We start from the raw sequence: 24,024 nt of genomic DNA, 5'->3' as shown, positions 1-24,024 counted from the left end.
CGTGACGGTCGCGCTCGTCCTGCTCGCCGCGGTGGCACTGGTGGTGGTGCCGGGGGCGGCGGTCTGCCTGGCCGCCGGCACCCGGTGGCGGGACGCGGTGGCGGCCGGGCCGGCGCTGACGCTCGCGGTGGTGGCGGTCGGCAGCGCGGTCACCGCCGCCGTGGACCTGCGCTGGGGCATCGTCTCGGCCGGGGTGGCGGCGCTCGCCGCGCTGGTCTGCGCCGTCGTCGTGGGTATCGCGTCCCGGGTCACCGATCGGGGGACGTGGCGGCGTGGTGAGGGGGAGTACGACGACGACCCCCGCCGCGGCGGGCCGGGCCCGGGGGTGGCGGACCTCGTCGTCGTCGTCCTCGCGATGGTCCCGGTCGCCCACGTCCTCGTCGCCACCCGCGGTCTCACCGCCATCCCGCAGGGCTGGGACGCCATCTTCCACGGCGGCGCCACCCGGTTCATCGCCGAGACCGGGCGGGCCGGCCTGACCGACCTCGCGCCGGTGAGCCAGCCCGCCAACCCGCACTTCTTCTACCCGGACACCTATCACGCGTTCGCGTCGCTGCTGGTCGGGCTGCCCGGAGGCGGCCTGCCGGAGGCCCTGGGCGCCGTCTCCGCGGCGACCGGGGTGGTGTTCGTGCTGGGGGTCGCGGTCCTGGCGGCCCGCCTCTGCGGGGGGTCCCGACTCGCGGCGGTGGCGGCCGCGGCGGTCGCCGCGTCGGCGTGGACGTTCCCGTACCTCGCCCTGGTGCGCGGACCCGTACTGCCGTTCGCGCTGGGCGTCGCGGTGATCCCCGGACTGCTCCTGCTGGGTGAGCACCTCGCCGCCCGTCGGTCCCGGATGCCCGCGCACGCGCTGCTCCTGGGCGCCGGGATGGCCGGGGCGTGGTCGGTGCACCCGTCGGTGGCACTGGCCGCGGCGATCCCGCTCGCCGCGCAGGCCCTCGCCGGGCTGGCCGCCGCTCCCGGCCTGCGCCCGCGGCTGGCGGTGCTGGGCGCGTTCGTCCTGGCCGCCGTGCCCGCGGGGGCGTACGTCGGGTGGTCGGTGAGCATGGTGTCGTCCGGGACCACCCAGTCGCTCGCCGGGTTCTCGTGGCCACGGGAGGTGGGTGTGGCGCGGGCGGTCGCCGCGGTGCTCGACCTCGGTCCCACGGCGGTGGCCTCGGTGGGCATGGCCGTGGCGGTGATCGTGGGACTGGCGACGGCGGTCGCCGACCCGCGGCGGCGTCGCCCGCTCGCCGCCCCCGTCGCCGCGCTGCTCGTCTACGGGACCCTGTACGTCCTGGCCGCGGCCGTGCAGGGCGACTGGGTGCGGACGTTCACCGGCTTCTGGTGGGACGACTTCTACCGGTTCGCGTCGCTGCTCGTCCTGCCCTCGGCGGTGCTGGCCGGGGCCGGCGTGCGGGCGCTGGTTCCGCGCGGGTCGCTGCGCCGGCCGGCGGCCCGGGTCGGCGTGGCCGTGGCGGCGGCGCTGGCCCTGCTCACCGCCTCCGGGCACGCGGTGATGGCGCGGGACCTGACCGCCTGGGGGTACGCCGACGGGCCCGCGGTCACCGCCGACGAGCGGCTCGTGCTGGACGCGCTGGGGGAGAGGTACGACGGCGGGGTGGCCCTGAACGACCCGTTCGACGGCACCGCCTGGGTCTACTCGCTCCACGGGGTGCCGGTGGTGTTCGGGGCACCGCTCGCCGACGACCCGGTCGCGCAGGTCGGCGCCGACCGCATGACGCTGTACACCTCGGTCAACCGCTACGGTTTCGACCCGACCGTCACCCGCGAGATGCAACTCCGGGACGTGCGCTGGGTGATCGTCGGGACGGAGTCCGTGGGCGGGCCGGGCCGGCCGGGTGGGTTCATCGGGCTGCACCTCAACCCGAACCTGCGGCTGGTGGAGGCCACTCCGGGCGCCCGTCTGTACGAGGTCCTGCCGGTGCCCGCGGACCACCAGCCGCTGCCCCCGCCACCCGGCATCCCCCCGGTGACACCGCCTGGGCAGCCCCCGAACACCGGCTCACCGGTCGTCGAGGCGGCGCCCCCCGGCCCGGGGGCTAGCCTGGACGGCACCGCCTAACCGACTCCCAGGAGCGCATCGCCCCATGGACGCCACCACCGTGACAACCGCAGACGCCGACACCGGGACCGACCGGCCCGAGCGCGATCTGCTGCTCCAGCGCACCCTGTTCTCCGGCCCGCGCCGGTGGGTCAACGACGACCTGTATTCGCGGATCACGCGGGGCGTGGTGCGCCGCACACGCACCGAGCTGCACCTGGAGCCCGGCGCGATCGTCGACACCAACACCTACTTCGGCCGGTTCGAGGCGTCCTACTGGCAGCGCTGGACCGTCGTCACGGAGCTGACCGTACGGGTGTCGGTGGAGACAGCCGGGCAGGTCGACGTGCTGGTGCGCGCCTCGGACATCGGCTCCCACGTGCGGACGGTGGAGGTGGTCCACCACCACGGCGACGGCATGGCGGTGTTGCACGTGCCGGTGGACGCGTTCACCGACGGTGGCGCGATGTGGCTGGAGGTGCACGCCGTCGACGCACCCGCGACGGTGTCGGAGGTGGAGTGGAATACGACGACGACGAGGCCCGCCCGCCGCGCCGCCGTCGCCATCTGCACGTTCAACCGGGCGGATGACTGTGCGGCCACGGTCGACTCGCTGGCCTCGGATCCCCTCGTCGCGGACCTGATCGACGACCTCTATGTCACGGACCAGGGCACCGATCTGGTGGAGACCCGCGATCCGTTCCGGCACGCGGCGGAGGAGTTCGGCGACCGGCTGCATTACCTGCGCCAGCCCAACCTCGGCGGTGCCGGCGGCTTCAGCCGCGGACTGTACGAGGCCACCGAGCCGGACGGCCCGGGGCCGGTGGACGTGCTGCTCATGGACGACGACGTCCGCGTGGAGCCCGAGACGGTGCTGCGGCTGTTCGCCTTCGCCGCCGTCACCCGCGAGCCGATGCTCGTGGGTGCCCAGATGCTCTACCTGTTCAACCCGGACTATCTGCTGGTCTCGGCCGAACGGACGCAGCTCGACGAGCTCCGGGGCGGGTTGGACGCCGACGAGTTCGCCCTGCGTGACGAGTCGGTGGTCGCGGGTCGGCAGGAGCGGCGGATCGACGCCGAGTACAACGCGTGGTGGTCCTGCCTCGTCCCCGGCGAGGCCGTGGAGCGGGTCGGGCTCCCCATGCCGTACTTCTTCCAGTGGGACGACATCGAGTACGGCCTGCGCTGCCGCCAGGCGGGGATGCCCACGTGCACCCTGCAGGGCGCGGCGGTGTGGCACGCGGACTTCTACTGGAAGGACGGCGACGACTTCGGCCAGTTCTTCTCCCTGCGCAACTCGCTGACCACGGCCGCCGTCCGGCAGGGGATCGACCCGAAGGACATGGCCAAGAACCTCGCCCGGAGCGTCCTGCGCGCGGTGGCGGCCATGCAGTACGGGCTCGCCGCCACCCGCCTGCGCGGCATCGAGGCGTTCCTCGACGGGCCCGACGGCACCCACGGCGTCGGTGACGGCGGTCAGGCCGCGCTGGCCGCGATCCGCGCCGAGCGCGCGCGGTACCCGGAGACCGCCAAGCTCGGGGTGGAGGCCCTGCCCGCCGGGATCGGTGTCCGGCGCAAGGTGGGGATCCCGCGGGAGGACCGCGAGGACCAGGTGCTCGCCAAGCGGCTGCTCGTGCAGAAGCTGGGCCGGCAGCGCCGCGGCGTGGTGGCGATCCCCTACGAGGACGCGGCCTGGTGGCACGTCTCGCTGTTCGACGAGGTGTACGTGACCGACGCCTCGCAGACCGGGGTGCACCACCGCAAGGTGGACCCGGCGCGGTCCGCCGAGCTGCAGAAGCGGCTGGTCTCGCTGCTCGCCCGGTTCGTCCGGGAGGCCCCGGCCGCCCAGGAGCGGTGGCGTGCAGCGCAGGCCGAGCTCACCACGCGGGAGAACTGGGCGCGGCTGTACGGGGTGTGACTCCGCCCCGTGAGTGGTCAGGCCTGCGTGAGGACCGAGAGCGCCTCATCGACCGCCCGCCTTAGGTGGCATCCGTCGGCGGCCACGACGCGGACGCTTGTCCCGGGACACCGCCGGAGAGGTGAGACGGCACCATAGCTCGACGGCGAGCCGTGAGTGTCCAGCCATGCTCTCCAGTCGAGTCCCGGCACGTCCTCGCCTACCGCGAGGATGAGGGCGGATGCGCCGAAGTGGTGTTCCCCCACGCTCTCGAAGCCCATCCGCTCCACCGCGGCGACCTCACCGTCGAACTCCAACGTCGTCTCCGAGAGGTAGGTCACCGAACCCGGGTCAGGGTGTCTCACGACGGCATCCAGCAGCATGACGCACGAGGTGGAATCCACCGACACCTTCGTGAACTGGGTGAATTCAGATTCCGGGAACAACAGCCGGGGTTCGGATACGAACTCCAACCGGGAATCCGCCACCACCTCTAGGCAAAGGTCCTCGGCCGAACCCTGACCGGACTTCGCCTTCTGCACGGGCATCGCGCCCTGTCCGATTAGGCGCACCCGGCCGCCGTCGCGGACCACTATTCGCTGCCGCAGGCGCTCACCCGAGATGAGGCCGCTGGTCGCGGACTGAACAATGAGTGAGGCCGTATCGTGCGCGAGCCCCCGGGTGTGTCCGTGGGTGAGCATGCCAATCTCGTACGGCCAACGGAAATTCCGCCGAGAGAGGAAGTTGCGCCCTCCCTGACCGGAGATCTCTATGTCGAGGGAGTGCGACGGCGTGCCATGGCGGGGCCCTTGTCGAGCAGATACATCGTCGGAGGCGCCGGCCCTTGACTCCGGGAGGGGCTGCGCTGACCCCGCAAGAGACGGCGCGTCCGGCGGCGCGCTCAGAAGAGCACCTCGTCACAGATCATTCTGGCGAACTCGCCGACACCGTCACCGGTCGAGCAGTTGGTGACCAGTACCGGCCTGCCCTGCCGTACCTCGCGCGCCTCGGCGACCATCAGTTCGAGGTCCACGCCGACGTGCGGTGCCAGGTCGGCTTTATTGATGATGAGGACGTCCGCCCGTAGGACACCGGGCCCGCGTTTCCGGGGGATGTCGCCACCACCGGAGACATCGATCACGAACACCCAGAAGTCGACGAGGTCATCGGAGAACGTCGAGGCCAGGTTGTCCCCGCCGCTCTCGAGCAGGATGACGTCGGTGCCGGGGAAGGCCTCATCGAGCTGCTCGGCGGCCTCCATGTTCATGGTCGGGTCCTCGCGGATCACCGTGTGCGGGCACGCCCCGGCCTCCACCGCGAGTACCCGGTCGGCATCGATGAGGCCCGAACGTCGCAGCCGCTCCGCGTCCTCGGCCGTCACCAGGTCGTTCGTGATGACGGAGACGGACTTGCCGATCCTCTCCAACTCTGGGATCAGCACCTCGACCAGCGCGGTTTTACCCGAGCCCACCGGACCACCTATCCCCACTCGCGCAGCAGGGTTCGGTTGCGACCCGTGGACAGCCGGCACGGCCACGTTCCCTGGGGTCGACTGAAGCTCAGGACTTTCCACTCGAATTGTCATCTCAGCATGTACTTCCTGGTCAGAGGGCGCTCGTCGAACGAGTGCACCTTGAGTTTCTCCCCGTTCACGGACACGTCGAAGGTGCGCGGATCAACCCGCACGTCGGGGAGCGCGTCGTTGAAGACCATGTCGCTCTTGCGCAGGTGGCGCGTGGACGTGATGGGATGGACCGCCTTGGTGAGCCCGAACGGCTCGAGCGATCCGGACCGGGCGACGATGTCGGAGACGAAGACGGCGCTGACATGCTTCTTCGCCGACCCCCGGCCACCCCACATGGGGCGTTGGATCTGCGGCTCCGTCATCATCAGGCTGCCAGCGGCGTCGCCCATCTTGGCCCAGACGATCATCCCTGCCTTGAGCACCTGCACGGGCTTCACACCGAACGAGTCGAAAGGCCACAGGACGAGGTCGGCCATCCGCCCCGCCTGCACCGATCCGACGTGCTGGTCGATGCCCACCGCGATCGCCGGGTTGAGGGTGGTCTTGGCGATGTAGCGCTTGATCCGTTCGTTGTCCCCGCGCGCGGTCGTCTCCTCGGGCAGACGACCGCGGTACTCCCGCATGACGCTCGCCAGTTGCCACGAGTTCGCCACGTTCTCCGCGAGACGGCCCATGCCCTGGGTGTCGGAACCGAAGATCGAGATGGCGCCGATGTCGTGCAGCAGGTCCTCGGCGGACATGGTCTGTGGTCGGATCCGGCCTTCGGCGAAGGCGACGTCAGCCTCGGATCGTGGATCCATCTGGTGGCCGATGAGCGTCATCGGTACACCCTCCTCGAGCGCTGACCACGCGAACGGGTTGGTCGGGTTCGTCGAACCCGGGATGACGTTCGGGTACGACACCACGCTCAGGATGTCCGGGGCGTGACCGCCACCCGCACCCTCCACGTGATACATGTGGATCGTGCGGTCGCCTATCGCGGCCATCGTGTCCTCCGCGAAACCGAACTCGTTGATCGAGTCGGTGTGCAGGTGCACTGCGAAGTCGTGCCGGTCCGCAGCGACCAGTGAGCCGTGGATCACCTCTGGTGACGCGCCGAAGTCCTCGTGGACCTTCACCGCGACCGCGCCCGCTTTCACGGCGTGTGCGACCGCGGCGGGGTCGGAGCCGCCGCGTGCGAGTAGTCCGAAGTTGACCGGCGAACTCTCGGTCCCCTGCAGGTAGCGGCCCATGACGTGGGCGGTGCCGGAGCCGACGTCGAACACCGGCCCGGGGGAACTGCCGATCAGGGTGGTCGTCCCCCCGGCGAGAGCGTGTTCGGACTGCTCGGCGGAGAACATGTGTCCGTGCGATTCGATCGCCCCGGCGGTGACGATGCAGCCCTGCGCCGAGATCGACGTGGTGTTCTGACCGCACACGAGGTCCGGGTGGACCCCCGGCATCGTCGCCGGATTGCCCGCATTGCCGACCCCGACGATCCGACCGTTCCGGATGCCGATATCGGCTTTGACGATGCCTTGCACCGCGTCGATGATCAGAGCGTTCTGGATCACGACATCCAGCGCCCCGTCATCGGTGGTGACCGTCGCGGAGAGCGCCTCTCCGTCACGCATGTTTTTCCCTGCGCCGACGGTGAGCTCGTATCCATGGTGCGTGTAGTCCTTCTCGACCTCGGCGAGCAGCGACGTGTCACCGAGTCGCACCAGATCGCCGGCGGTGGGGCCGTAGAGCTGTGCGCGGGACGCCGGCGTCATACCGGCACCACCCATCGTCATGATTCCTCCAGGATGTAGCCGCGCAGTCGGGCCTTCTCGAACGCCTGCGCGCGGGTGTCGGAGTCGTCGAGGTGGCCGTTGACAAGGCCCGCCTGACCGTGGATGACGCGGTCGCCGACGAACGGCGTCAGTGTGACGACCTTGGGGATTCCCGGTTCGAATCGCGTGCCGCCGCCGGCGTTGATCGCGAGTTTGTGCCCGTACGCGGCCGCCCGGTCGAACGACAGGGCCTTGTTGACCTCGAAGAAGTGGGTCATGCTGCGAACCTGGATGTCGCGGTCGCCGGTATTGACGACCCTGAGTTCGATGAGGTCCGCGGGGTCGAACGCCATCTGCACCTCGCTCAGCGCGATGACTTCTCCGGGGACGGGGCCGTCGGACATCTCGGCGATGGGCGAATAGATGGTCAGCAGTTTGCTGCCCGCCGGGGTCGGGAGCTCGAGCATGATGTACGAGATCATGCTCGGCACGCCGGGTTCCACCTGCGAGGGAGTGAGTAACCGCCCGGCGCGCTCCCGGACTTCCGGGAACGACACGTTGGAGCGGGCCATGAGCATCGCCTCGTCGGTGAGGTAGGCGACGGCCTCGGGGTGGCTCAACGGGATCCCCTCGCGGAGGTTGCGCCGTGCGAACTCGGCGGCGGTGAAGAGAGTGAGTCTTTCGGATTCGGTGGGTGTCAGGTTCATAGGTCTGTCCTCGGTGTCGTCACGACGCGAATAGTCGGAGATCAGAGTGCCGGTGCCGCTCCGCGGCGATGTCGTGCTTCGGTGTCCACGCCGTCGGCCGGGCGCCGTCGGGGACCGGGAGTGCGAGGAGGTCGTCGAGCCTCGACGCTGCCCGGGTCATGAGTTCCTGGATGCTCCGGTGTCCGGCCGCCCCGAGTCGCACGGCGCTGCTCGAATACGACGAGATGACCTGCCACCCGGAGAGTGCCTCGATGTCGGCCAGTTCAAGTCCCCTGGCCCGGCCCACGGCCGCCTGCGCCACCGGTAGGTGCGTTCCCGCTGGACACACCCGCCGGAGCAGCGCCGATCTCGTGTCCCCGAGACGCGCCCATACTCCGAGCAGTGCTCCGCCCGCCCGACGGGAGGCCTTACGTGCGGCCTCTCCGATCAGGTGCAGATCGAGCTCGTCGTCCAGCGCGAGTAACGCGTCGGTCGCGTCACATCGGAAAGCCCGGTCGAGGAACACCCGGTCGAACGAGTTCCACCGGTGCACGAGAGCCTCGTCGAGAAGTGCGGCGAGTTCGGCGGGGGAGGTGGCCCAGCCGTCCGCGACCAGCGTCTCGAGTCCCGACGAGAATGACCCGGCGCCCGCGGCGAAGGCCGGGTCGGCGTTGAGCAGGAGCTCGATGCGCGAGGGGGAGGTCATCGCGAGGCGTCCACTCCGGACGCGGCCGCTCCGTGGGAGTGGGAGTGGGAGTGGGAGTGGGAGTGGGAGTGGGAGTGAGCATGACCGCTGTCGCCGTGACCGTGAGGATCGTGTTCGACGATCCCGGCCCCGTCGGTCCACGCTCCGGAGTCGATCACCTCGATCAGTCCGCTGTCGAGAAACTGTTCGATGCGCACCAAGTAGTCCTCGCGCGGCCCGTCGAGGAGGACCGTCACGTACCGCCCGGACGTGCGGATTCTCCAGTGGAGGTGCCCGGCGTGCCAACCCAGTTGGATGCCGCCCTCGGCGTCCCGCGCCCGTAGGTGCAGTTGCTCGGTGTCCTGGGCCTCGATCACCACCGCGCGTCTGCCCGTCAGCTCCAACACGGAGCCGTTCCGTAGCGAGACGGTCCTCGGGAGTGCGATGCCGTACTCGGTTCCGTCCTGGTCGACGGCCTTGAAACGTCTACGGCCCAGCTCGGCCTGGGGCACTTTCAGCCGGACTATCCGCCCGGCGTCCTCGTGGGGCAGCAACTTCTCCTGAATTCCGGCATCGAAACGATGGCCGATGAGGGTGCGGAAAGTCTCCATATTCAGACCATAGGCCGGATGCTGAATTTCATGAATACGCCATTTGACGCATTTTTCGTTCTTCCGTGGAGGTGGCAGAGGAAGCTGGGGGGAGCGAGAGGGAATCGCGAAACGCTCCCGAAACAAAAGGCTCAGCCGAGCTCTGTGAACGCGGGATGCCCGAGCAGATAGAGCCCGTCGATCATCGCCAGCCGTGTCACCGAACTCCGGTTCGCCACACCCAGTTTCACGAGAATGTGTTCCACGTGCTTGGAGACGGTTCGCGGACTCATGAAAAGGCGTTCTCCGATCTCCGTGTTGGGTAGCCCTTCGACGATTCCGGTCACGACCTCTACCTGCCGCCGGGACAGGCCGGCCGGCACAGGCGCCTTTCGCCACGACACGTAGTAGCCCCCCGCGCCGCGGCGGGCCCGCTCGACCCGGACCCGAACGGGCTCGTCCGCCCCGTCGGGCCAGATGGCGAATCGCGTCACCTGTCCCCGGGTCGGCCACGTGCGCACGAGCACGGCACGGATGAGTTCTGCGGTCTCCTGACTGTTCTCGGGTTCGAAACTCGTGAGGTGGAGATCGGCGTCGAGCAGGAGGGCTCCGTCTGCCTCTCTGCGGGCGCGACGCTCGCGAGTCCGGAACAGGAACTCGCCTAGCGCGGGAGCGACCGCGGCGAGTGCCGCCTTCTCCTCTTCTCCCGGCGGGAGGTTCGCATCTGTGTTGCCGGTGACCATGCCGACGTAGCGTTCCCCGTGGAAGAGCGGCAGATAGATCCCTTCCCGGTAGCCCAACGGGAGGATGAACTCCTGGTAGAGGCTCGAATCGGCACGGTCGATGAAGGCGTCGGTGTCCTGCCACCCCTTCGGTCGCTTGTCGCGGTGGAGCGCGGGCCAGCATAGGTCGTCGATGAACACCTGCCCGTTGAGGGCGTCCAGGAGTTTGCGCGGGAAGCGCTCGGAGTGCAGTGGGTGGTGGAGGCCCGCGGCCGGGTCCCATTCCGCGAGTTCCAGCGAGGGGTACTCAACGAACCTGTTGAGCTGCGTCAGAACCTCGTGCGCGGCGGTGAGTGCCGGGACCGCGTCAGCCTGTGTCACGCGGATGGCGTTGATGGTCGCGTCGAGAATCGTTGTCGTCTTCATCGCTCTCCCCAGAAATCCTCGTCCATCTCCGTCGCCCGTCCCTCGGGTGAAGGGCGGCCGACAGAGAAAATAATGACGATCTAATACTTCTGGTCGAACCCCACGCTGTTAATAGCGCGTTACTTCTCGTAAGTGTCTGTTAAATCGCGTGACCGCGAGAAATCCACCGCCCCGACGGAGGTCCGAGACCATTTTAGAAGTGCCGTGAATCACATGTTGACAATGTCCCGGAAATGCAATCTCCGAGAATACGCACGATGACGTATTTCAGAATCCGGCGCCCCTTTCTACTGTTCTTCTCACATCGTTCCACGTATCGACCCCGGCGTGCCGGAGGTCGATCGCTCAAGGAAAGGGCGCGCATCTCATGAAGAATCTGTCTACATCCCTTGGGTGGAAGCGGCGGACCGGAATGGTCGCCGCTTCCACCCAAGGGATGTAGACAGATTCTTCATGAGATGCGCGCCCTTTCCTTGAGGGAGGGGGCGGCGGCAACGGAGACGATCAGACGCTCATTATCGGCATCGAGTCCGAGGCCGATGTCCTCGACCCGCAGGCCGCCGGCGGGTGGGTCACGTGGCGGATCAACTCTCAGATGTACGAGCCGCTCGTGATGCACGACTTGCAGACCCCGTCCGACGAGGCGGCCGTGCCCGAACTCCGCCCCGGCCTGGCCGAGTCCTGGGAGATTTCGGACGACGGTCTCGAGTACACGTTCGAGATCCGGGAGGACGTCACCTTCCATGACGGCACCGACCTTGACGCGGAGGCCGTGGAGTACAACATCCGCCGGATGTGGGACGAGTCGTCCCCGCAGTACAGCGCGACGGCCGCCGGTCAAACGAACTTCGTCTGGCAGTTCGTGGACGAGGTGGAGTCCGTCGACGAGCACACTCTCGTCGTTCGGATGAGTCAGCCGTTCTCCCCCTTCCTCCGCATGCTCGCGCAGGGCGGCAACGGATCCACCGGCATCATCAGCCCGACCGCACTCGAAGAACACGGCGAGGACATCGCCGAGCATCCGTCCGGGACGGGGCCGTTCGTCTTCGAGGAGCGTGTCCGTGGGGAGCGCATCGCTCTCGCGCGGAATGACGACTACTGGGGTGAGGTCCCGGATCTCGACGGCGTGATCTTCGTTCCGATCCCTGACCCCGCCGGCCGCTCGGCCGCTATCCGCAGCGGAGAAGTCGACGTCATCGCCGTGCCGTCGCCGGACTCGGTCGAGCAGCTCGTCGACGAGGGCTTCCAACTCTCGGATGGCCAGCCGCCGCATGTCTGGTACCTCTCCTTCAACATGGAGGACGAGTACATGGCCATCCCCGAGGTCCGGCAGGCCATCAACCTCGCCATCGACCGGGAGGGCATGGCCACCAACCTCTTGAGGGGCACCGCCGAGCCGGCGTACGACATCCAGGCCCCGGCGAACGACGCGTATGTCGAGCGCACCGACGCCTACGGGCGAGACCTCGACCGCGCCCGGGAGCTCCTCGCGGAGGTCGGGCTCGAGGACGGCTTCTCCACCAGCATCGCGACGTCGGTAGACGGTTCCGGACAGATAGTCCCGGCCCCGATGGCCGAGTTCATCCAGCAGAACCTTGCGGAGGTCAACATCGACGTCCAGATCCAGACCATGGAGTGGATCTCGTACCTCGGTCGGTGGGGCGAGGGCGCAGGCGACGTCGGCATGATGCAAATGTCCTGGGGTATGGACACCCCGTACTGGCTCTACATCGTCACGTCCGCCGACATGATCGCCCCCAACGGTCCGAACACCGGCTACTACGACAACCCGCAGCTGGACGCCGTCATGCAGCGCGCGATAACGGCTCCGACAGAAGAGGAAGCGGTCGAGTTCTGGCAGCAGGCTAATCAGATCGCCACCGACGACGCCGCCCTCGCCCCGATCGTCAACGACCGTGCGCCGTACATCCTGGCGCCCCATGTCGAAGGTTGGGTGTCGGCGAGCCAAGAGTGGTACGACCTGACCGGCGTCAGCCTGGACTTCGAGGGGTAAGCCATGGCCCTCATGATTGCCCGACGTCTCGGATCCACCGTCTTCGTCCTCTTCGGCGTGGTCCTGATCGTCTTCCTACTCCTACAGTTGGTGCCAGGTGATCCCGCCCGGACGATCCTGGGCGCCGGCGCGACGGAGGACGCCGTCGAGGCGGTGCGCCGGGAGCTCGGCCTCGACCAGTCGGTGGCCGTGCAGTTCTTCAGCTACCTGGGCGGGTTGCTGACCGGCGACTTCGGCCGGTCGCTGACCATCAACCAGCCCGTCCTCGACATCATCCTTCCTCGCTTCCAGAACACCCTGGTGTTGTCGTTCGCGGCACTGGTCCTGTGTATCGCGATCGGCGTCCCGCTCGGGATCATCGCCGCCCGCAAGCAGTACGGCATCTTCGACCGCGTGTCGATGTTCGTCTCCCTGGCGGGGGCGAGTGTCCCGGTCTACTGGCTGGGCCTCATGCTGATCGGCATCTTCTCCCTCCAACTCGGCTGGTTCCCGACATCGGGGATGACCAATCCGCGGTCTCCGGGAGGAGGCGTGACAGACAACCTGGTCTACCTGGTCCTCCCCGCGATTGCCGCGGCGTCGGTGCCGCTCGCGGTCATCGCCCGCATGACGCGCAGCGTCATCGTGGACACCATGGAGCAGGACTACATCCGCACCCTGCGGGCATCGGGGATCCCTGAGCGGTCGATCCTGTGGAAGCACTGCCTCAGGAACGCGCTCCCGCCGATCGTCACCGTCATCGGACTGCAGATCGGCTACCTCCTCGGTGGGGTCATCTTCGTCGAAGTGGTGTTCTCCTGGCCGGGACTCGGCTACCAGCTCTACACCTCGATCACGCAGAACGACATGCCGCTCGTTCAGGCAGGCGTGCTCTTCATTGCGCTGGTCTTCGTCATCGTCAACCTCCTGACGGACACGGCGGTCGGCCTACTCGATCCACGCACCCGCAGAAAGGTCACGGCATGAATACGGTTACCGGCACGCCGCCGGCGGTGGATTCGGCCGGCGAACGCACAGCGGCGACCCCCGCGCAGAAAACCGGCCCCCAGCCGGCCGAGTCCACCACACGGCCGTCCAGGTTGTTGCTCGCGCTCCGGGCGTTCATGCGGGACAGGATGGCCGCCGTCGCGGCCGGCATCCTCATCCTCACGATCGCGGTGGCGCTCTTCGCACCCATCCTGAGTCCCTACGATCCGACGATCGGAGACTCCGAGAGGCGGCTGGAGGGTCTGGGCTCGGCCGGCCACCTCCTCGGCCTCGACGGTCAGGGCCGCGACATCCTATCGCGTCTGATCTGGGGTACCCGCTACTCCCTCTCGGTCGCGGTGTTCCCGGTCCTCATCGTGCTTCCCATCGCGTTGCTCATCGGCTTGATCGCCGGCTACCTGAAGGGACGGGTGGGCGCGACGTTGATGCGACTGCTCGACGTGTTGTTCGCCTTCCCGCTGGTGCTTCTGGCCATCGCGCTCGCCGCGGTGCTCGGCGCCGGGTTCGGCAACGTGATGCTCGCGATCAGCATCAGCCTCATCCCCTATCTGGCGCGTGTGGCGTACACGTCGACGGTCCAGGAATCGTCCCGGGAGTACGTCGAAGCCGCCCGGGCAGGTGGAGCGCGGACCCCGGAGATCCTCTTCAAGGAGCTGCTTCCCAACGTCGTGTCTCCGTTGCTGGTCTATGCCACCACGCTGTGCGGGCTCATGGTCGTCCTCGCGGCAGGGCTGAGCTTCCTGGGCGTCGGCATCATCCCGCCGACTCCGGACTGGGGAATCATGACCGCCGACGGCGCCAGCGTCCTCCTGGAGGGCTACGCCCACGTCGCCACCATCCCCGGCTTCGCCATCCTCGTGGTCGCTCTCTCGTTCAACCTGCTGGGTGACGGCGTCCGAGACGCCCTGGACCCGCGCAAGCAGACCACATGATCCACGTACGCCGGCAACGAAGGAGCGGACGGCCATGCTCGAATTAAAACATCTCAGTGTCGACTTCCACACCGATGGTGGCGTCGTCCACGCGGTGAAGGACGTCAGCATCACCGTGGGGGAGGGGGAAATCCGCGGACTCGTCGGCGAGTCGGGATCCGGTAAGTCCGTGACGTCGATGACGATCCTGGGGCTGCTCGGGACGCGGCGGGCGAAGGTCTCATCCGGGGAGATCCTGCTCAACGGTACGAACCTGCTCAAGATGTCACAGAAGGAACTCGTGAAGATCCGGGGCCGGCAGATCGGCCTAGTGTCCCAGAACGCGCTCAGCGCGCTGGATCCCTCGTTCACCATCGGTTCGCAGATGATCGAGGTGATCCGCCTACACCAGAAGCTGTCGAAGTCCGACGCGTACGAGGAGGCCGTCCGGTCTCTCGAGCGGGTGGGAATGCCGGATCCCCCGCAGAAGTTGAGGGCTTACCAGCACCAGTTGTCCGGCGGCCAACGGCAGCGGGTGGTGATCGCGATGGCGTTGGCCGCCCGGCCGAAACTCCTGTTGGCCGATGAGCCCACCACCGCGCTCGACGCGACGGTGCAGAAACAGATCCTCGACCTGCTGCTCGAGATCAACCGTGATCTCGGCACCGCGATCCTCATGGTGACGCACGACTTCGGGGTCGTCTCCCACATGTGCGACTCGGTGACGGTGATGCGCAAGGGACGAGTCGTCGAGCAGGGGTCCGCCGACCAGGTGCTCAAGGCGCCGGAGCATCCGTACACGCAATCCCTCATCAGTTCCGTACCGAAGCTCCATCTCGACGACACGGCCCGGACCGTGCCGCGAGCGGAGCGTCGTCTCCACGTCTTCCAGGAGGCCTGACATGCCAAGCGACAAGTTCCTCGAAGTGATCGACCTCCGCAAGGTCTTCTCGGTCTCCGGAGGATTCCGTAACAAGAGCGCCGATGTCGTGGCGGTCGACGACATCTCGTTCTCGATCCGCAAGGGGGAAACGTGGGGATTGATCGGCGAATCCGGATCCGGGAAGACCACCACGGGACGGATGATCCTCGGGCTCGAGCACGTCACCTCCGGTCATATCGTGGTGGACGGACACGAGACCACCAACCTCACCGGTGAACGCATGCGCAAGATGCGCCAGAAGGTCCAGGTCGTGTTCCAGGACTCCGGTTCCGCGTTCAACCCTCGACTCCCGGTCGGTCCGCAGGTCGGCGCCCCGCTCCGCCGCTTTAAACTCTGCGACGCGAAAGAGGCGACTCGTCGGGTCCTCGAGCTCCTCGAGAAGGTGGGCCTCGACGAGAGCCACTACGACCGGTACATCCACGAGTTCTCGGGTGGGCAACGGCAGCGACTCGGCATCGCCCGAGCCCTCACCACGGATCCGGAGTTCCTCGTCCTGGACGAACCGACTGCGGCTCTCGACGTCTCCGTGCAGGCGCAGGTGCTCAACCTCCTCAAGGACATCCAGGAGGAGCGCGACCTGACGATGCTGCTCATCACCCACCACCTCGCACTGGTCGAGCACATGTGTGCCTCCGCCGGCGTGCTCTACAACGGGAGGTTCGCCGAGCAGGGGCCTGTCGACCAGTTGTTGCACAACCCCCAGAGCGAGGTCACCAAGAAGCTCCTCGACGCAGTTCTCGAACCGAAGGCGGCCTGATGACACTCACTCCCGAACACCCGGCCGGACACGCCTCCGATGACCGACGGACCACACACGACGGCACGCTCACCGAGGGTGAGGGCGCGGGCTCGGTAGCCGACGTCGTCGCCAGGTACGCGGAGGTAGAACCGAGGATCAAGGCGTTCGTGGAGTTCTTCGGCTCCGACGCGCGCGCTGAGGCGGACGCGGTGAAGTCCAGCGGCATCACCGGCCCGCTCGCGGGTGTCCCCCTCGCGGTCAAGGACCTCTACGACGTCGCCGGTCACGCCACGCTCAGTGGCTCGCGGGCAGCCGACACGACGTCGGCGTCTGCCGATTGCACGGTGGTACGAAAGCTCCGCGAGGCGGGGGCGGTCATCGTCGGTAAGACGGTGACCCACGAGTACGCCTTCGGTGCCATGTCGCCACCCACGCGAAATCCGTGGAATCTCAACCTGGTGCCCGCGGGTTCCAGCGGCGGATCCGGTGCGGCCGTGTCGGCGGGTGTGGTCCCGGCCGCGATGGGGACCGACACGGGCGGGTCGATCCGTATGCCGGCAGCGGTGTGCGGCGTGGTCGGGTTCAAGCCGAGCTACGGACTCATCAGCCGGGCGGGCATCACCCCCTGCAGTCCCGCCCTCGACCACGCCGGCCCTCTGACGGTGAACGTATCCCTCGCGGCCGCGATCGTCGACGCGCTCGCCGGCTTCGACCCCGAGGACCCCGGGAGCAGGCCGTTCTCACCTCCCGCCGCCGTGGCCTCGCTCGACCGGGGCGTCGACGGAGTGAAGCTCGGCATTCCCGAGAACTTCTTCTTCGAGGCATCCGACTCCGACATCGCGAACGCAGTCCACGCGGCGGCTCGTGAACTCGAGACGGCTGGTGCGGAACTCGTTCCCGTCAGCTTCCCGTCTCCCGAGGAGTGCAGCGATGCCGTCGTCACTATCGCCGCGGCCGAAGCTGCGCTGTACCACCGGGAGCGATTCGCCGAGCGTCGCGACAGATTCGCTCCGGATGTGGCCGAGGCACTCGACCTGGGCCTGGGCCTGAGTGCAGTGGACCTCCTGGAGGCCCTCGCCTTCCAGTCGGCACTCAAGAGCGCGACCGCCGCGATGTTCGACGGGATCGACGCTGTCATCACGCCCACCATTGGCACCGAACCGCCACCACTTGAGGCGACGTCGATGGTCCTCGGCGGACAGGAGATGTCCACCCTGTCCGGCCTCAACGCCTTCACCGTCCAGGCCAACCTCATCGGGGCGCCGGGGCTCGCGGTGCCCTGCGGTCTCAACTCCAACGGCATGCCGGTGAGCATGCACATCATGACCGCTCCCGGTCACGACGCCCTGGCGCTCTCCATCGGTCGCTCCTACGAGAAACGAACCGGTTGGGGTCGGCTCGTCCCGCCGCTCACCGCGCACTAGCCACCGGCACCGGGGCGTCTCCCCACCGGTCCGTCGACTCGACCCCGCTGCCCACCGGGCGCCCGCGGAGGCTCCGGTCAGTTCTCCACCATCCGTCTACAAGGAGGAATCCCATGTCAACGTCACCCAGGGTGTTCACCAGAGATGCAGTCAGAGCGCTGTTCGACTACGCCGACAGCAAAGTCACCGACGAACGTCTGTCCGCCAAATTCGCCGACTACACGCCGTTGTTGGAGATCGCGAACGCCGAGCCGTCCCAGCCTCTCGGTGAGACCGCGCCGGCGACCGCCTTCAACGCAGAGTGGGAGTAACGACCATGGAACCGTACGAACTCAGCTTCACCGAGGCCTCAGCCATGATCGCGGCCAAGGAGTTGTCGCCAGTCGAACTGACGGAATCCTCGCTCAAACGGATCGGCGAGGTCGAACCAGACATCCACGCCTACGTCACGATGACCGAGGAGTTGGCGCTCACCCAGGCCAGGCGGGCGGAGAAGGAGATCGCCGCGGGAAACTACAAGGGCCCGCTGCACGGGATTCCGCTCGGCGTGAAGGACCTCTATGACACCGAGGGGATCCTCACCACCTCGAGCTCGGAGGTCCGCGCGGGGTATGTGCCCGACGCGGACAGCGTCAGTGTGCAGAAGCTGACCGCGGCCGGCATGGTGGTCGTCGGCAAGACCCAGACCCACGAGTTCGCCTTCGGTGCGACGACACCGACGACCCGCAACCCGTGGGACACCTCGACGGTCCCCGGTGGGTCGAGCGGGGGCTCGGGGGCCACCATCGCGTCCGGTGGCGTGACGGTTGCTCTCGGTTCCGACACCGGTGGGTCGATCCGCATCCCCGCTTCGGTCTGCGGCACGGTCGGAATCAAACCCACCTACGGCCGCGCTCCCCGTGTGGGAGTCGCCTCCCTCTCCTGGTCCCTGGACCACGTCGGTCCTCTCACCCGCAACGTCCGCGAGGCGGCGCTCGTCATGGCGGCGATGTCCGGCTACGACCGGCGCGATCCCGCCAGCGTCAACAAGCCGGTGCCGGACTGGACTCCCGACCTCGGCGGATCGGTCAAGGGCACCCGCATCGGGATCCCGAAGAATTTCTACAACGAGCGCGTGCAACCCGAGATGTGGGAGGCCTCGATGGCCGCCGCGAATGTGCTGGAGGGACTCGGCGCGGAGCTGGTCGAGGTCGAGATCCCGCTCGCGGACAAGGTGCTGTCCACCGCGTGGACCATCATGCTCGCCGAGGCCGGCGCGTACCACCAGGAGGCGCTGCGCGCGACCCCGGAGCTGTTCACCGACGAAGTCCGGACCCTCCTCGAGGTCGGCGAGGGGGTGCTGGCCACGAGCTACATCAACGCACTGCGGACGCGGACTCTCATGCAGCAGGGCTGGCGTGACATGTACGCCGACATCGACGTTCTCCTGGCGCCTACGGTCCCCGGGCCCGCGGCGAGCGCCGACAACCCGGTCTTCGAGTGGGCCGCGGACGATATCGAGGGGGCGACCACGGCCTACAGCCGGGTCTGTGCACCGGGCAACCTGACCGGGCTCCCGGCCATCTCGATGCCCGTCGGCTACACGGCCGACGGTGGTCTGCCCCTCGGCGCGCAGGTGATCGGAAGGCCGTTCCGTGAGGGTGACGTGCTCCGTGTGGCGTCGGTCTACGAGAACGCGACGGACCACATCGGCACCCTGGCACCACTGAAGGCGGCGTCATGAGTGCGGGCGGGGAACTGGCATTCCTCGAGCTCACCGAGGTCGCGGAGCTCATCCGCGGGCGGCAGGTCAGTTCTGTCGAGGTGACCGAAGGGATCCTCCAGCGCATCGAGGACTTCGACGGCCGTCTCCAGAGCTACGCGACCGTCACCGGTGACTCCGCACTGGAGGCCGCGCGTGTGGCCGACGCCGAGATGGCGGCGGGGAACTACCGTGGCCCACTGCACGGGATCCCGGTGGCGGTCAAGGACCTGTGCTTCACGATGGACGCCCCGACCGCGGCCGGCGGGACCATCCGTTCAGACTTCGTTCCACCGTTCGATGCGACCGTGGTGCGCCGGTTGAAGGAGGCCGGCGCGGTCATCACCGGCAAGTTGCGCATGACCGAGGGCGCATACGCGGAGCACCATCCGGCGCTCCCCACCCCGCTGAACCCCTGGGGCTCCGACACATGGGTGGGATCGAGTTCCAGTGGTTCGGGAGTCGCTACGGCGGCCGGGCTCTGCTACGCCTCGCTTGGTTCCGACACGGGTGGGTCCATCCGCCTGCCCTCTGCTCAGAACGGGGTGACGGGTATCAAGCCGACCTGGGGACGAGTGAGCCGGCACGGGGTCTTCGAGCTCGCCGAGAGCCTGGACCACATCGGGCCGATGACTCGCAGCGCCCGGGACGCAGGCGTGGTGCTGTCGGCGATCGCCGGTGAGGATGTCCACGATCCGACCGCGGTGTCGGTGCCGGTGCCGAACTACGCCGAGAACCTGCGGCTGGACCGGCTGCCGAGTGTGGGAATCGACTGGGACCTGACCGCGACGTTCGACGAACCGACTCGGACGATGCTGACCGGGGTGGTCAGAACCCTCGAATCGCTCGGTTGGCGTGTTTACTCCATCGAGCTCCCCGATTTCGAGAACGCCAGCGCGGACTGGGAACACATGTGCGCGGTGGAGACCGCCGCCGCGCACGCCGGAACGTATCCGTCCCGCGCGAGCGACTACGGCCCGGCACTAGCGCACCTCATCGACACTGGACTCGGGCTCAGCGCGATCGAGTACCAGGCACTGTTGTCGAGGAGGCGGGCGTTCACCGGGCGGATGAAGAGGATATTCCAGGACATCGATCTGGTTCTGCTCCCCGGTGCGGGCCTCGCGTCGCCGACGACCGCCACGATGTCCTCGCTCGGCACGTCGCCCGAACTGCTCGCAGGTCTGCTGGTACCGACGGCTCCACTGGATATCAGTGGCACGCCGACCATCTCGCTCCCCGGCGGATTTACCGAGAGGGGTACGCCGATCGGGTTCCAGCTGTGCGGCGGCGACTTCTCCGAACAGTTGCTGGTGAGCGCCGCACACACATTCCAGTCGGCGACCGACTTCCACGAGAAGCACCCGGAGTTGGAGCGAACGACAGTGGCGGTGTGACCCCTTCGCTTCTCGGCCCGCCCCTCCGTTGCCCGTCGGCCGGGCGTATGCCGCCGGGCCCGAGACGGCGGCACGCTCGTGACGTGCCGCGAGGTAGGAGATGGTAACTACTCCCAATTTCATCCACGAGACGAATCGGAACATGTCCACACAACCATCTGGGCGAATGACACCTCTTCGTCTCCTCGCGCTCGCCGTGTTCTGCGGAGTATCCGCCAGCATCGTCTACATACCACAGGCTCTGCTGACGGATATCTCTTCTGATCTCGGGGTGTCGCACCAGGTGGCGAGCCTGATCGCGGCGAGCGCATTACTCGGGTATGCCGTCGGAATCCTCTTCCTCATTCCGTTCGGCACCCGCGTCCGCTCCTCCCGCCAGGTGATCGTTCAGGCGAGCGTGCTCACCGGGGCGCTGCTCCTGACCGCGCTCTCCCAGAACGTCGCAGCGGCGTCCGCGGCCTTCTTCGCGGTGGGGTTGGTGGGAAACCTGGCGCAGGTCATCATCCCGGCTGCGAACAGAATGTGTGCGCCCGAGAAGAGAGGGTTCACGAACTCCGTTCTGGTCGGCGCCCTTCTCGTCGGCTTGTTCGGCGGAAGGGCGCTGGCCAGTGCCTCCACGGACTGGATCGGCTGGCGAGGGACCATCGCCGCGTGTGCGCTTCTGGTCGTCCTGACCCTCCCCTCGACGCTGTGGGCTCTGCGCCGGGCGGCTCCTCCCGTCGGCAGCGCACTGTCCCACCTCGCTCTGGTATCCGCATCGCTCAGGAGTGCTCGCGGGAATCCGGTCCTGCTCCGAGCCGCCTTCACCCAGTCCCTCGTTCTCGCGACGTTCAACTCGGTGTGGGCGGTGATGGTCCTCCACCTGACCGGCCCTCCGCTGTCGTGGACGGTCACGCAAGCCGGATTGTTCGGGCTCGTCGGCCTCGTCGCGGGATTCCTGACCCCCTGGTCGGGGCGCTTCATCGACGCGCACGGAGCGCGCCGGATGACCGGCTTCTTCCTCCTTGTCCTGTTGCTCTCGTCGGGGGCGATCTATCTCACCCACAGTGCACCGGTGCTCTTCGGGGTGGTCCTGTTCTTCTCGACCTGGGCGAACCAGTCCGCGTTGTCCGGTAATCAGGTGCAGGCCTTGTCCACGTCGCCGGAGCATTCTGCCCAGATCAACACAGCGTTCAGTTTCATCGTCTTCTTCATCGGCGGGTTCGGTGGCTTCGTCGGCCCCCTCACATTCACGATGGGCGGAATCTCCGCCGTAGCTGTGGAGGTAACGGTGTCGTCCACCCTCGCGATGCTGGTCTGGCGTTTCGGGCCGGGTCCTCGTCACTGACGGGGGAGGGAGCCAGGAATCAATGTCGATGCGAAAACCAGCCTTCCAGGCTGGCCCCGGCCGTCCGGGTGGCGACCGGCCGCTCCCGCAGGCGGGAAACCGCGTACCTCGCCGCTTAGGGTGGGTTGATGGTCGAGGTCGTGTTGACGGTGGTGGGCGTGGCGCTCATCGTGGTGGTGTTGATGGACGTGTTCCACACGCTGATGCACCCCGGGGGCACCGGGTACCTGAGTCCCTGGGTGTTCGCGGGGATGTGGCGGGTGTCCCGGGCGACGGGCCACCGGGTGGGCAGCGCGGTGGGTCCGGCGGCCCTGGTGACGGTCATCCTGCTGTGGGTGGTGCTCCAGGGTCTGGGCTGGGGAGTGATCTACTACCCGCACGTGCCCGCGGACTTCACCTACTCCGACGGGATCGATCCGGACAGTCTCCCGGCGTTCGTCGAGGCCCTGTACTTCTCGTTCGTCACGCTGGCCACCCTCGGGTTCGGCGACATGGTCCCCTCCGATTCGTGGATCCGGTGGATCACACCGTTCCAGGCGTTGACGGGATTCGCCCTGCTCACCGGGGCACTGACCTGGTTCAACCAGGTGTATCCGCCCTTGTTGCGGCGGCGGGCGTTGGCACAGGAACTGTCGCGTCTGGACGAGGTCGACTTCGCGGGGCGGATCCCGGACCTGCCGGCGGAGCCGGTGTGTGCCCAGTTGACGGCGGTGGCCGACAGGGTCGAGGAGGTCCGGATCGACTTCTTCCAGCACTCCGAGGGCTTCTACTTCCGCGAGCGGTCCGCGGACCTGTCCCTGCCACGACAGCTGGCCGGCGCGGTGCGACTGTCCGAACCCGGCCCGGCGGGGTCGCCGGCCGCCGTGGAGCTGGGTCGCCGCCAGCTCGCAGTGGCGCTGGAGCGGCTCGCGGTGACGCTGGACCAGCAGTTCCTGCACCGCGGTGGCCCCCCGGAGCAGGTGTTTGACGCGTATCTCGGCGAGCACCACCCCTAGGGCTCCCCGCGCCCGAGTGGCGTCAATCCACAGGCCCGACCTGTCCACAGGCGGGCCACGGGGCCGGTGTTTCCGACAGAGTCCCGGCGGTGGCGTGCCGCAGAGTGTGGGCATGGACACCTCCGCACTCGGCCACACCGACCCGATCATCACCGGCGACGACCCGCCGCCCGGCCCGCTGACCACGGCCGAACTCGCGGCCGCCGTGCCAGACCCGGCCGGTCGCGCGCGCTACCGTCGGATCTGGCACGGGATGTACCGGAGGGAGGACCAGCCGGATGATCTCCGGCTGCGCAGCATCGCGTTGGCGCGTAACTGGCCCGAAGGGGTCTTGCGCGGGCGCAGTGCCGCCCTGCTGTGGGGAGACGACTCCGCGCCGGCGGGCGCGCCTCCGGAGATCTGGCTGCCGTCGACGCGCAGGTCGCGTCCCGGCAGGGTGTACCGCTACGGTTCGATGCCCCTGTCCGCTGTCACGGAGATCGACGGGCTGCGAGTCACCACCCCGCTGCGGACCTGCCGGGACCTGTCGGGAGATCTGACGTTCGAGGACGCGGTCGTCGCGGTGGAGCGGCTGTGCGGGATGCTGCCGGAACTACCGGGCCAACTGTCGGGGGCGGCAGGGCATCCCGCCGGTCGGGGCGCGAGGGCCTTCCGCGAGGTCGCCGGGGCGGCGGATCCGCTCTCGGGATCGGCCGCGTCGACCCGGGCCCGGCTCGTGCTGGCGGCGGCGGGGTGCGGGACGTTCGGGCACGGGCACACGGTCCGGCTGGGCCACTTCACGGTGGAGTTACCGCTCGCCGATCCCTTCGACCGGTGTGTGGTGTTCACGCCCGGCGGGCGGGCCCCGTCGTTCGGCAGACCCGCCGAACGCTATCGCGAGCACTTGCGGCGGGCCGGCTGGACGGTGATCGTCGTCCGCGGCCCCGGCTCCCCGGGCGGCCCCGGCTCCCCGGGCGGTGCCGCCTCGCTCGCCCCGGCCGCTGTGCCCGATCTGCCCGCCGGGCCGGCCGCGTTCGCTTCTTCCACCACACCCCCCGCCGGCCGGGCGGTCGGTCACCGCGCGGCGGCAGTGCTGAGGTCGCGCTGGCCGTCGACGGAGGTCCGGTCCCCGTTGCGCGAGGACGGCGCGGTGGATCCGCACGGCATGTGGTCAGGCAGCCCCTGGTGAGGAGCCCGGGTCAGGAACCCCGGTGAGGAAGCCCCGGCAAGGCCCGGCCCCG

21 protein-coding genes are annotated in these 24,024 nt (G+C 68.2%); 14 read left to right on the top strand and 7 right to left on the bottom strand.

What is annotated here, in order from left to right; translation table 11 throughout:
* Position 1 precedes the first annotated feature (1 nt).
* Together J1M64_RS13060 and J1M64_RS13055 are read left to right on the top strand one after the other, a co-directional pair.
* On the top strand, positions 2-2,062 hold the full coding sequence (locus J1M64_RS13060; protein ID WP_206474394.1) for a DUF6541 family protein: 2,061 nt from the start codon (positions 2-4) through the stop codon (positions 2,060-2,062).
* Positions 2,063-2,087: 25 nt separating this feature from the next.
* Entirely contained in the window at positions 2,088-3,959 is a 1,872-nt protein-coding gene (locus J1M64_RS13055) for a glycosyltransferase (protein WP_206474393.1), read from the top strand.
* A gap of 17 nt (positions 3,960-3,976) precedes the next feature.
* Here J1M64_RS13055 and J1M64_RS13050 read toward each other — a convergent pair whose 3' ends face one another.
* The 7 genes from J1M64_RS13050 to J1M64_RS13020 form a co-directional block, all read right to left on the bottom strand.
* On the bottom strand, positions 3,977-4,639 hold the full coding sequence (locus J1M64_RS13050) for an urease accessory protein UreD (RefSeq protein WP_206474392.1): 663 nt from the start codon (positions 4,637-4,639) through the stop codon (positions 3,977-3,979).
* Positions 4,640-4,839: 200 nt separating this feature from the next.
* Positions 4,840-5,409: an urease accessory protein UreG gene (ureG, locus tag J1M64_RS13045; RefSeq protein ID WP_374220853.1), complete on the bottom strand. Its 570-nt coding sequence runs from the start codon at positions 5,407-5,409 to the stop codon at positions 4,840-4,842.
* A gap of 110 nt (positions 5,410-5,519) precedes the next feature.
* Positions 5,520-7,238, bottom strand: coding sequence for an urease subunit alpha (locus tag J1M64_RS13040; RefSeq protein WP_241261509.1), 1,719 nt, complete (start codon positions 7,236-7,238; stop codon positions 5,520-5,522).
* Complete coding sequence (locus J1M64_RS13035; RefSeq protein WP_206474390.1) at positions 7,235-7,924, bottom strand: urease subunit gamma/beta; 690 nt, start codon at positions 7,922-7,924, stop codon at positions 7,235-7,237. Before J1M64_RS13035 ends, J1M64_RS13040 begins: the two co-directional genes overlap by 4 nt.
* 19 nt (positions 7,925-7,943) lie before the next feature.
* A complete protein-coding gene (locus J1M64_RS13030) occupies positions 7,944-8,609 on the bottom strand; it encodes an urease accessory protein UreF (protein ID WP_206474389.1) in 666 nt (221 codons plus the stop codon).
* Entirely contained in the window at positions 8,606-9,199 is a 594-nt protein-coding gene (locus J1M64_RS13025) for a hypothetical protein (RefSeq protein ID WP_206474388.1), read from the bottom strand. Before J1M64_RS13025 ends, J1M64_RS13030 begins: the two co-directional genes overlap by 4 nt.
* Before the next feature lie 131 nt (positions 9,200-9,330).
* Complete coding sequence (locus J1M64_RS13020; protein ID WP_206474387.1) at positions 9,331-10,326, bottom strand: response regulator transcription factor; 996 nt, start codon at positions 10,324-10,326, stop codon at positions 9,331-9,333.
* 595 nt (positions 10,327-10,921) lie between these two features.
* Between J1M64_RS13020 and J1M64_RS13015 the strand changes: the two genes are divergently transcribed.
* The 12 genes from J1M64_RS13015 (at position 10,922) to J1M64_RS12960 (ending at position 23,972) form a co-directional block, all read left to right on the top strand.
* Positions 10,922-12,340, top strand: a complete 1,419-nt coding sequence (locus tag J1M64_RS13015; protein WP_206474386.1) for an ABC transporter substrate-binding protein — start codon at positions 10,922-10,924, stop codon at positions 12,338-12,340.
* Between the two features lie 3 nt (positions 12,341-12,343).
* The gene (locus tag J1M64_RS13010; RefSeq protein ID WP_206474385.1) at positions 12,344-13,306 is read left to right on the top strand and encodes an ABC transporter permease; all 963 of its coding nucleotides are present in this window, start codon (positions 12,344-12,346) and stop codon (positions 13,304-13,306) included.
* Positions 13,303-14,259, top strand: coding sequence for an ABC transporter permease (locus J1M64_RS13005; protein WP_206474384.1), 957 nt, complete (start codon positions 13,303-13,305; stop codon positions 14,257-14,259). Before J1M64_RS13010 ends, J1M64_RS13005 begins: the two co-directional genes overlap by 4 nt.
* A 34-nt stretch (positions 14,260-14,293) precedes the next feature.
* Positions 14,294-15,139, top strand: a complete 846-nt coding sequence (locus J1M64_RS13000) for an ABC transporter ATP-binding protein (protein ID WP_206474383.1) — start codon at positions 14,294-14,296, stop codon at positions 15,137-15,139.
* Between the two features lies 1 nt (position 15,140).
* Positions 15,141-15,938, top strand: coding sequence for an ATP-binding cassette domain-containing protein (locus J1M64_RS12995; protein ID WP_206474382.1), 798 nt, complete (start codon positions 15,141-15,143; stop codon positions 15,936-15,938).
* On the top strand, positions 15,938-17,344 hold the full coding sequence (locus J1M64_RS12990) for an amidase (RefSeq protein ID WP_206474381.1): 1,407 nt from the start codon (positions 15,938-15,940) through the stop codon (positions 17,342-17,344). The genes J1M64_RS12995 and J1M64_RS12990 overlap by 1 nt, the downstream gene beginning before the upstream one ends.
* Positions 17,345-17,457: 113 nt before the next feature.
* On the top strand, positions 17,458-17,655 hold the full coding sequence (locus J1M64_RS12985; RefSeq protein ID WP_206474380.1) for a hypothetical protein: 198 nt from the start codon (positions 17,458-17,460) through the stop codon (positions 17,653-17,655).
* 5 nt (positions 17,656-17,660) lie between these two features.
* Positions 17,661-19,067 carry an amidase gene (locus J1M64_RS12980; RefSeq protein WP_206474379.1) on the top strand — a complete coding sequence of 469 codons (1,407 nt, stop codon included), beginning with the start codon at positions 17,661-17,663 and terminating at the stop codon, positions 19,065-19,067.
* On the top strand, positions 19,064-20,482 hold the full coding sequence (locus J1M64_RS12975; RefSeq protein ID WP_206474378.1) for an amidase: 1,419 nt from the start codon (positions 19,064-19,066) through the stop codon (positions 20,480-20,482). Before J1M64_RS12980 ends, J1M64_RS12975 begins: the two co-directional genes overlap by 4 nt.
* Positions 20,483-20,648: 166 nt before the next feature.
* The gene (locus J1M64_RS12970; protein ID WP_206474377.1) at positions 20,649-21,809 is read left to right on the top strand and encodes an MFS transporter; all 1,161 of its coding nucleotides are present in this window, start codon (positions 20,649-20,651) and stop codon (positions 21,807-21,809) included.
* 128 nt (positions 21,810-21,937) lie between these two features.
* The gene (locus J1M64_RS12965) at positions 21,938-22,804 is read left to right on the top strand and encodes a potassium channel family protein (protein WP_206474376.1); all 867 of its coding nucleotides are present in this window, start codon (positions 21,938-21,940) and stop codon (positions 22,802-22,804) included.
* 112 nt (positions 22,805-22,916) lie between these two features.
* Entirely contained in the window at positions 22,917-23,972 is a 1,056-nt protein-coding gene (locus tag J1M64_RS12960; protein WP_206474375.1) for a hypothetical protein, read from the top strand.
* Positions 23,973-24,024: the final 52 nt, after the last annotated feature.

Origin of the sequence: Dietzia sp. KRD202, assembly GCF_017168155.1 — a bacterium.
GTDB lineage: Bacteria > Actinomycetota > Actinomycetes > Mycobacteriales > Mycobacteriaceae > Dietzia > Dietzia kunjamensis.
This window is presented reverse-complemented; position numbering and strand designations above follow the sequence as displayed.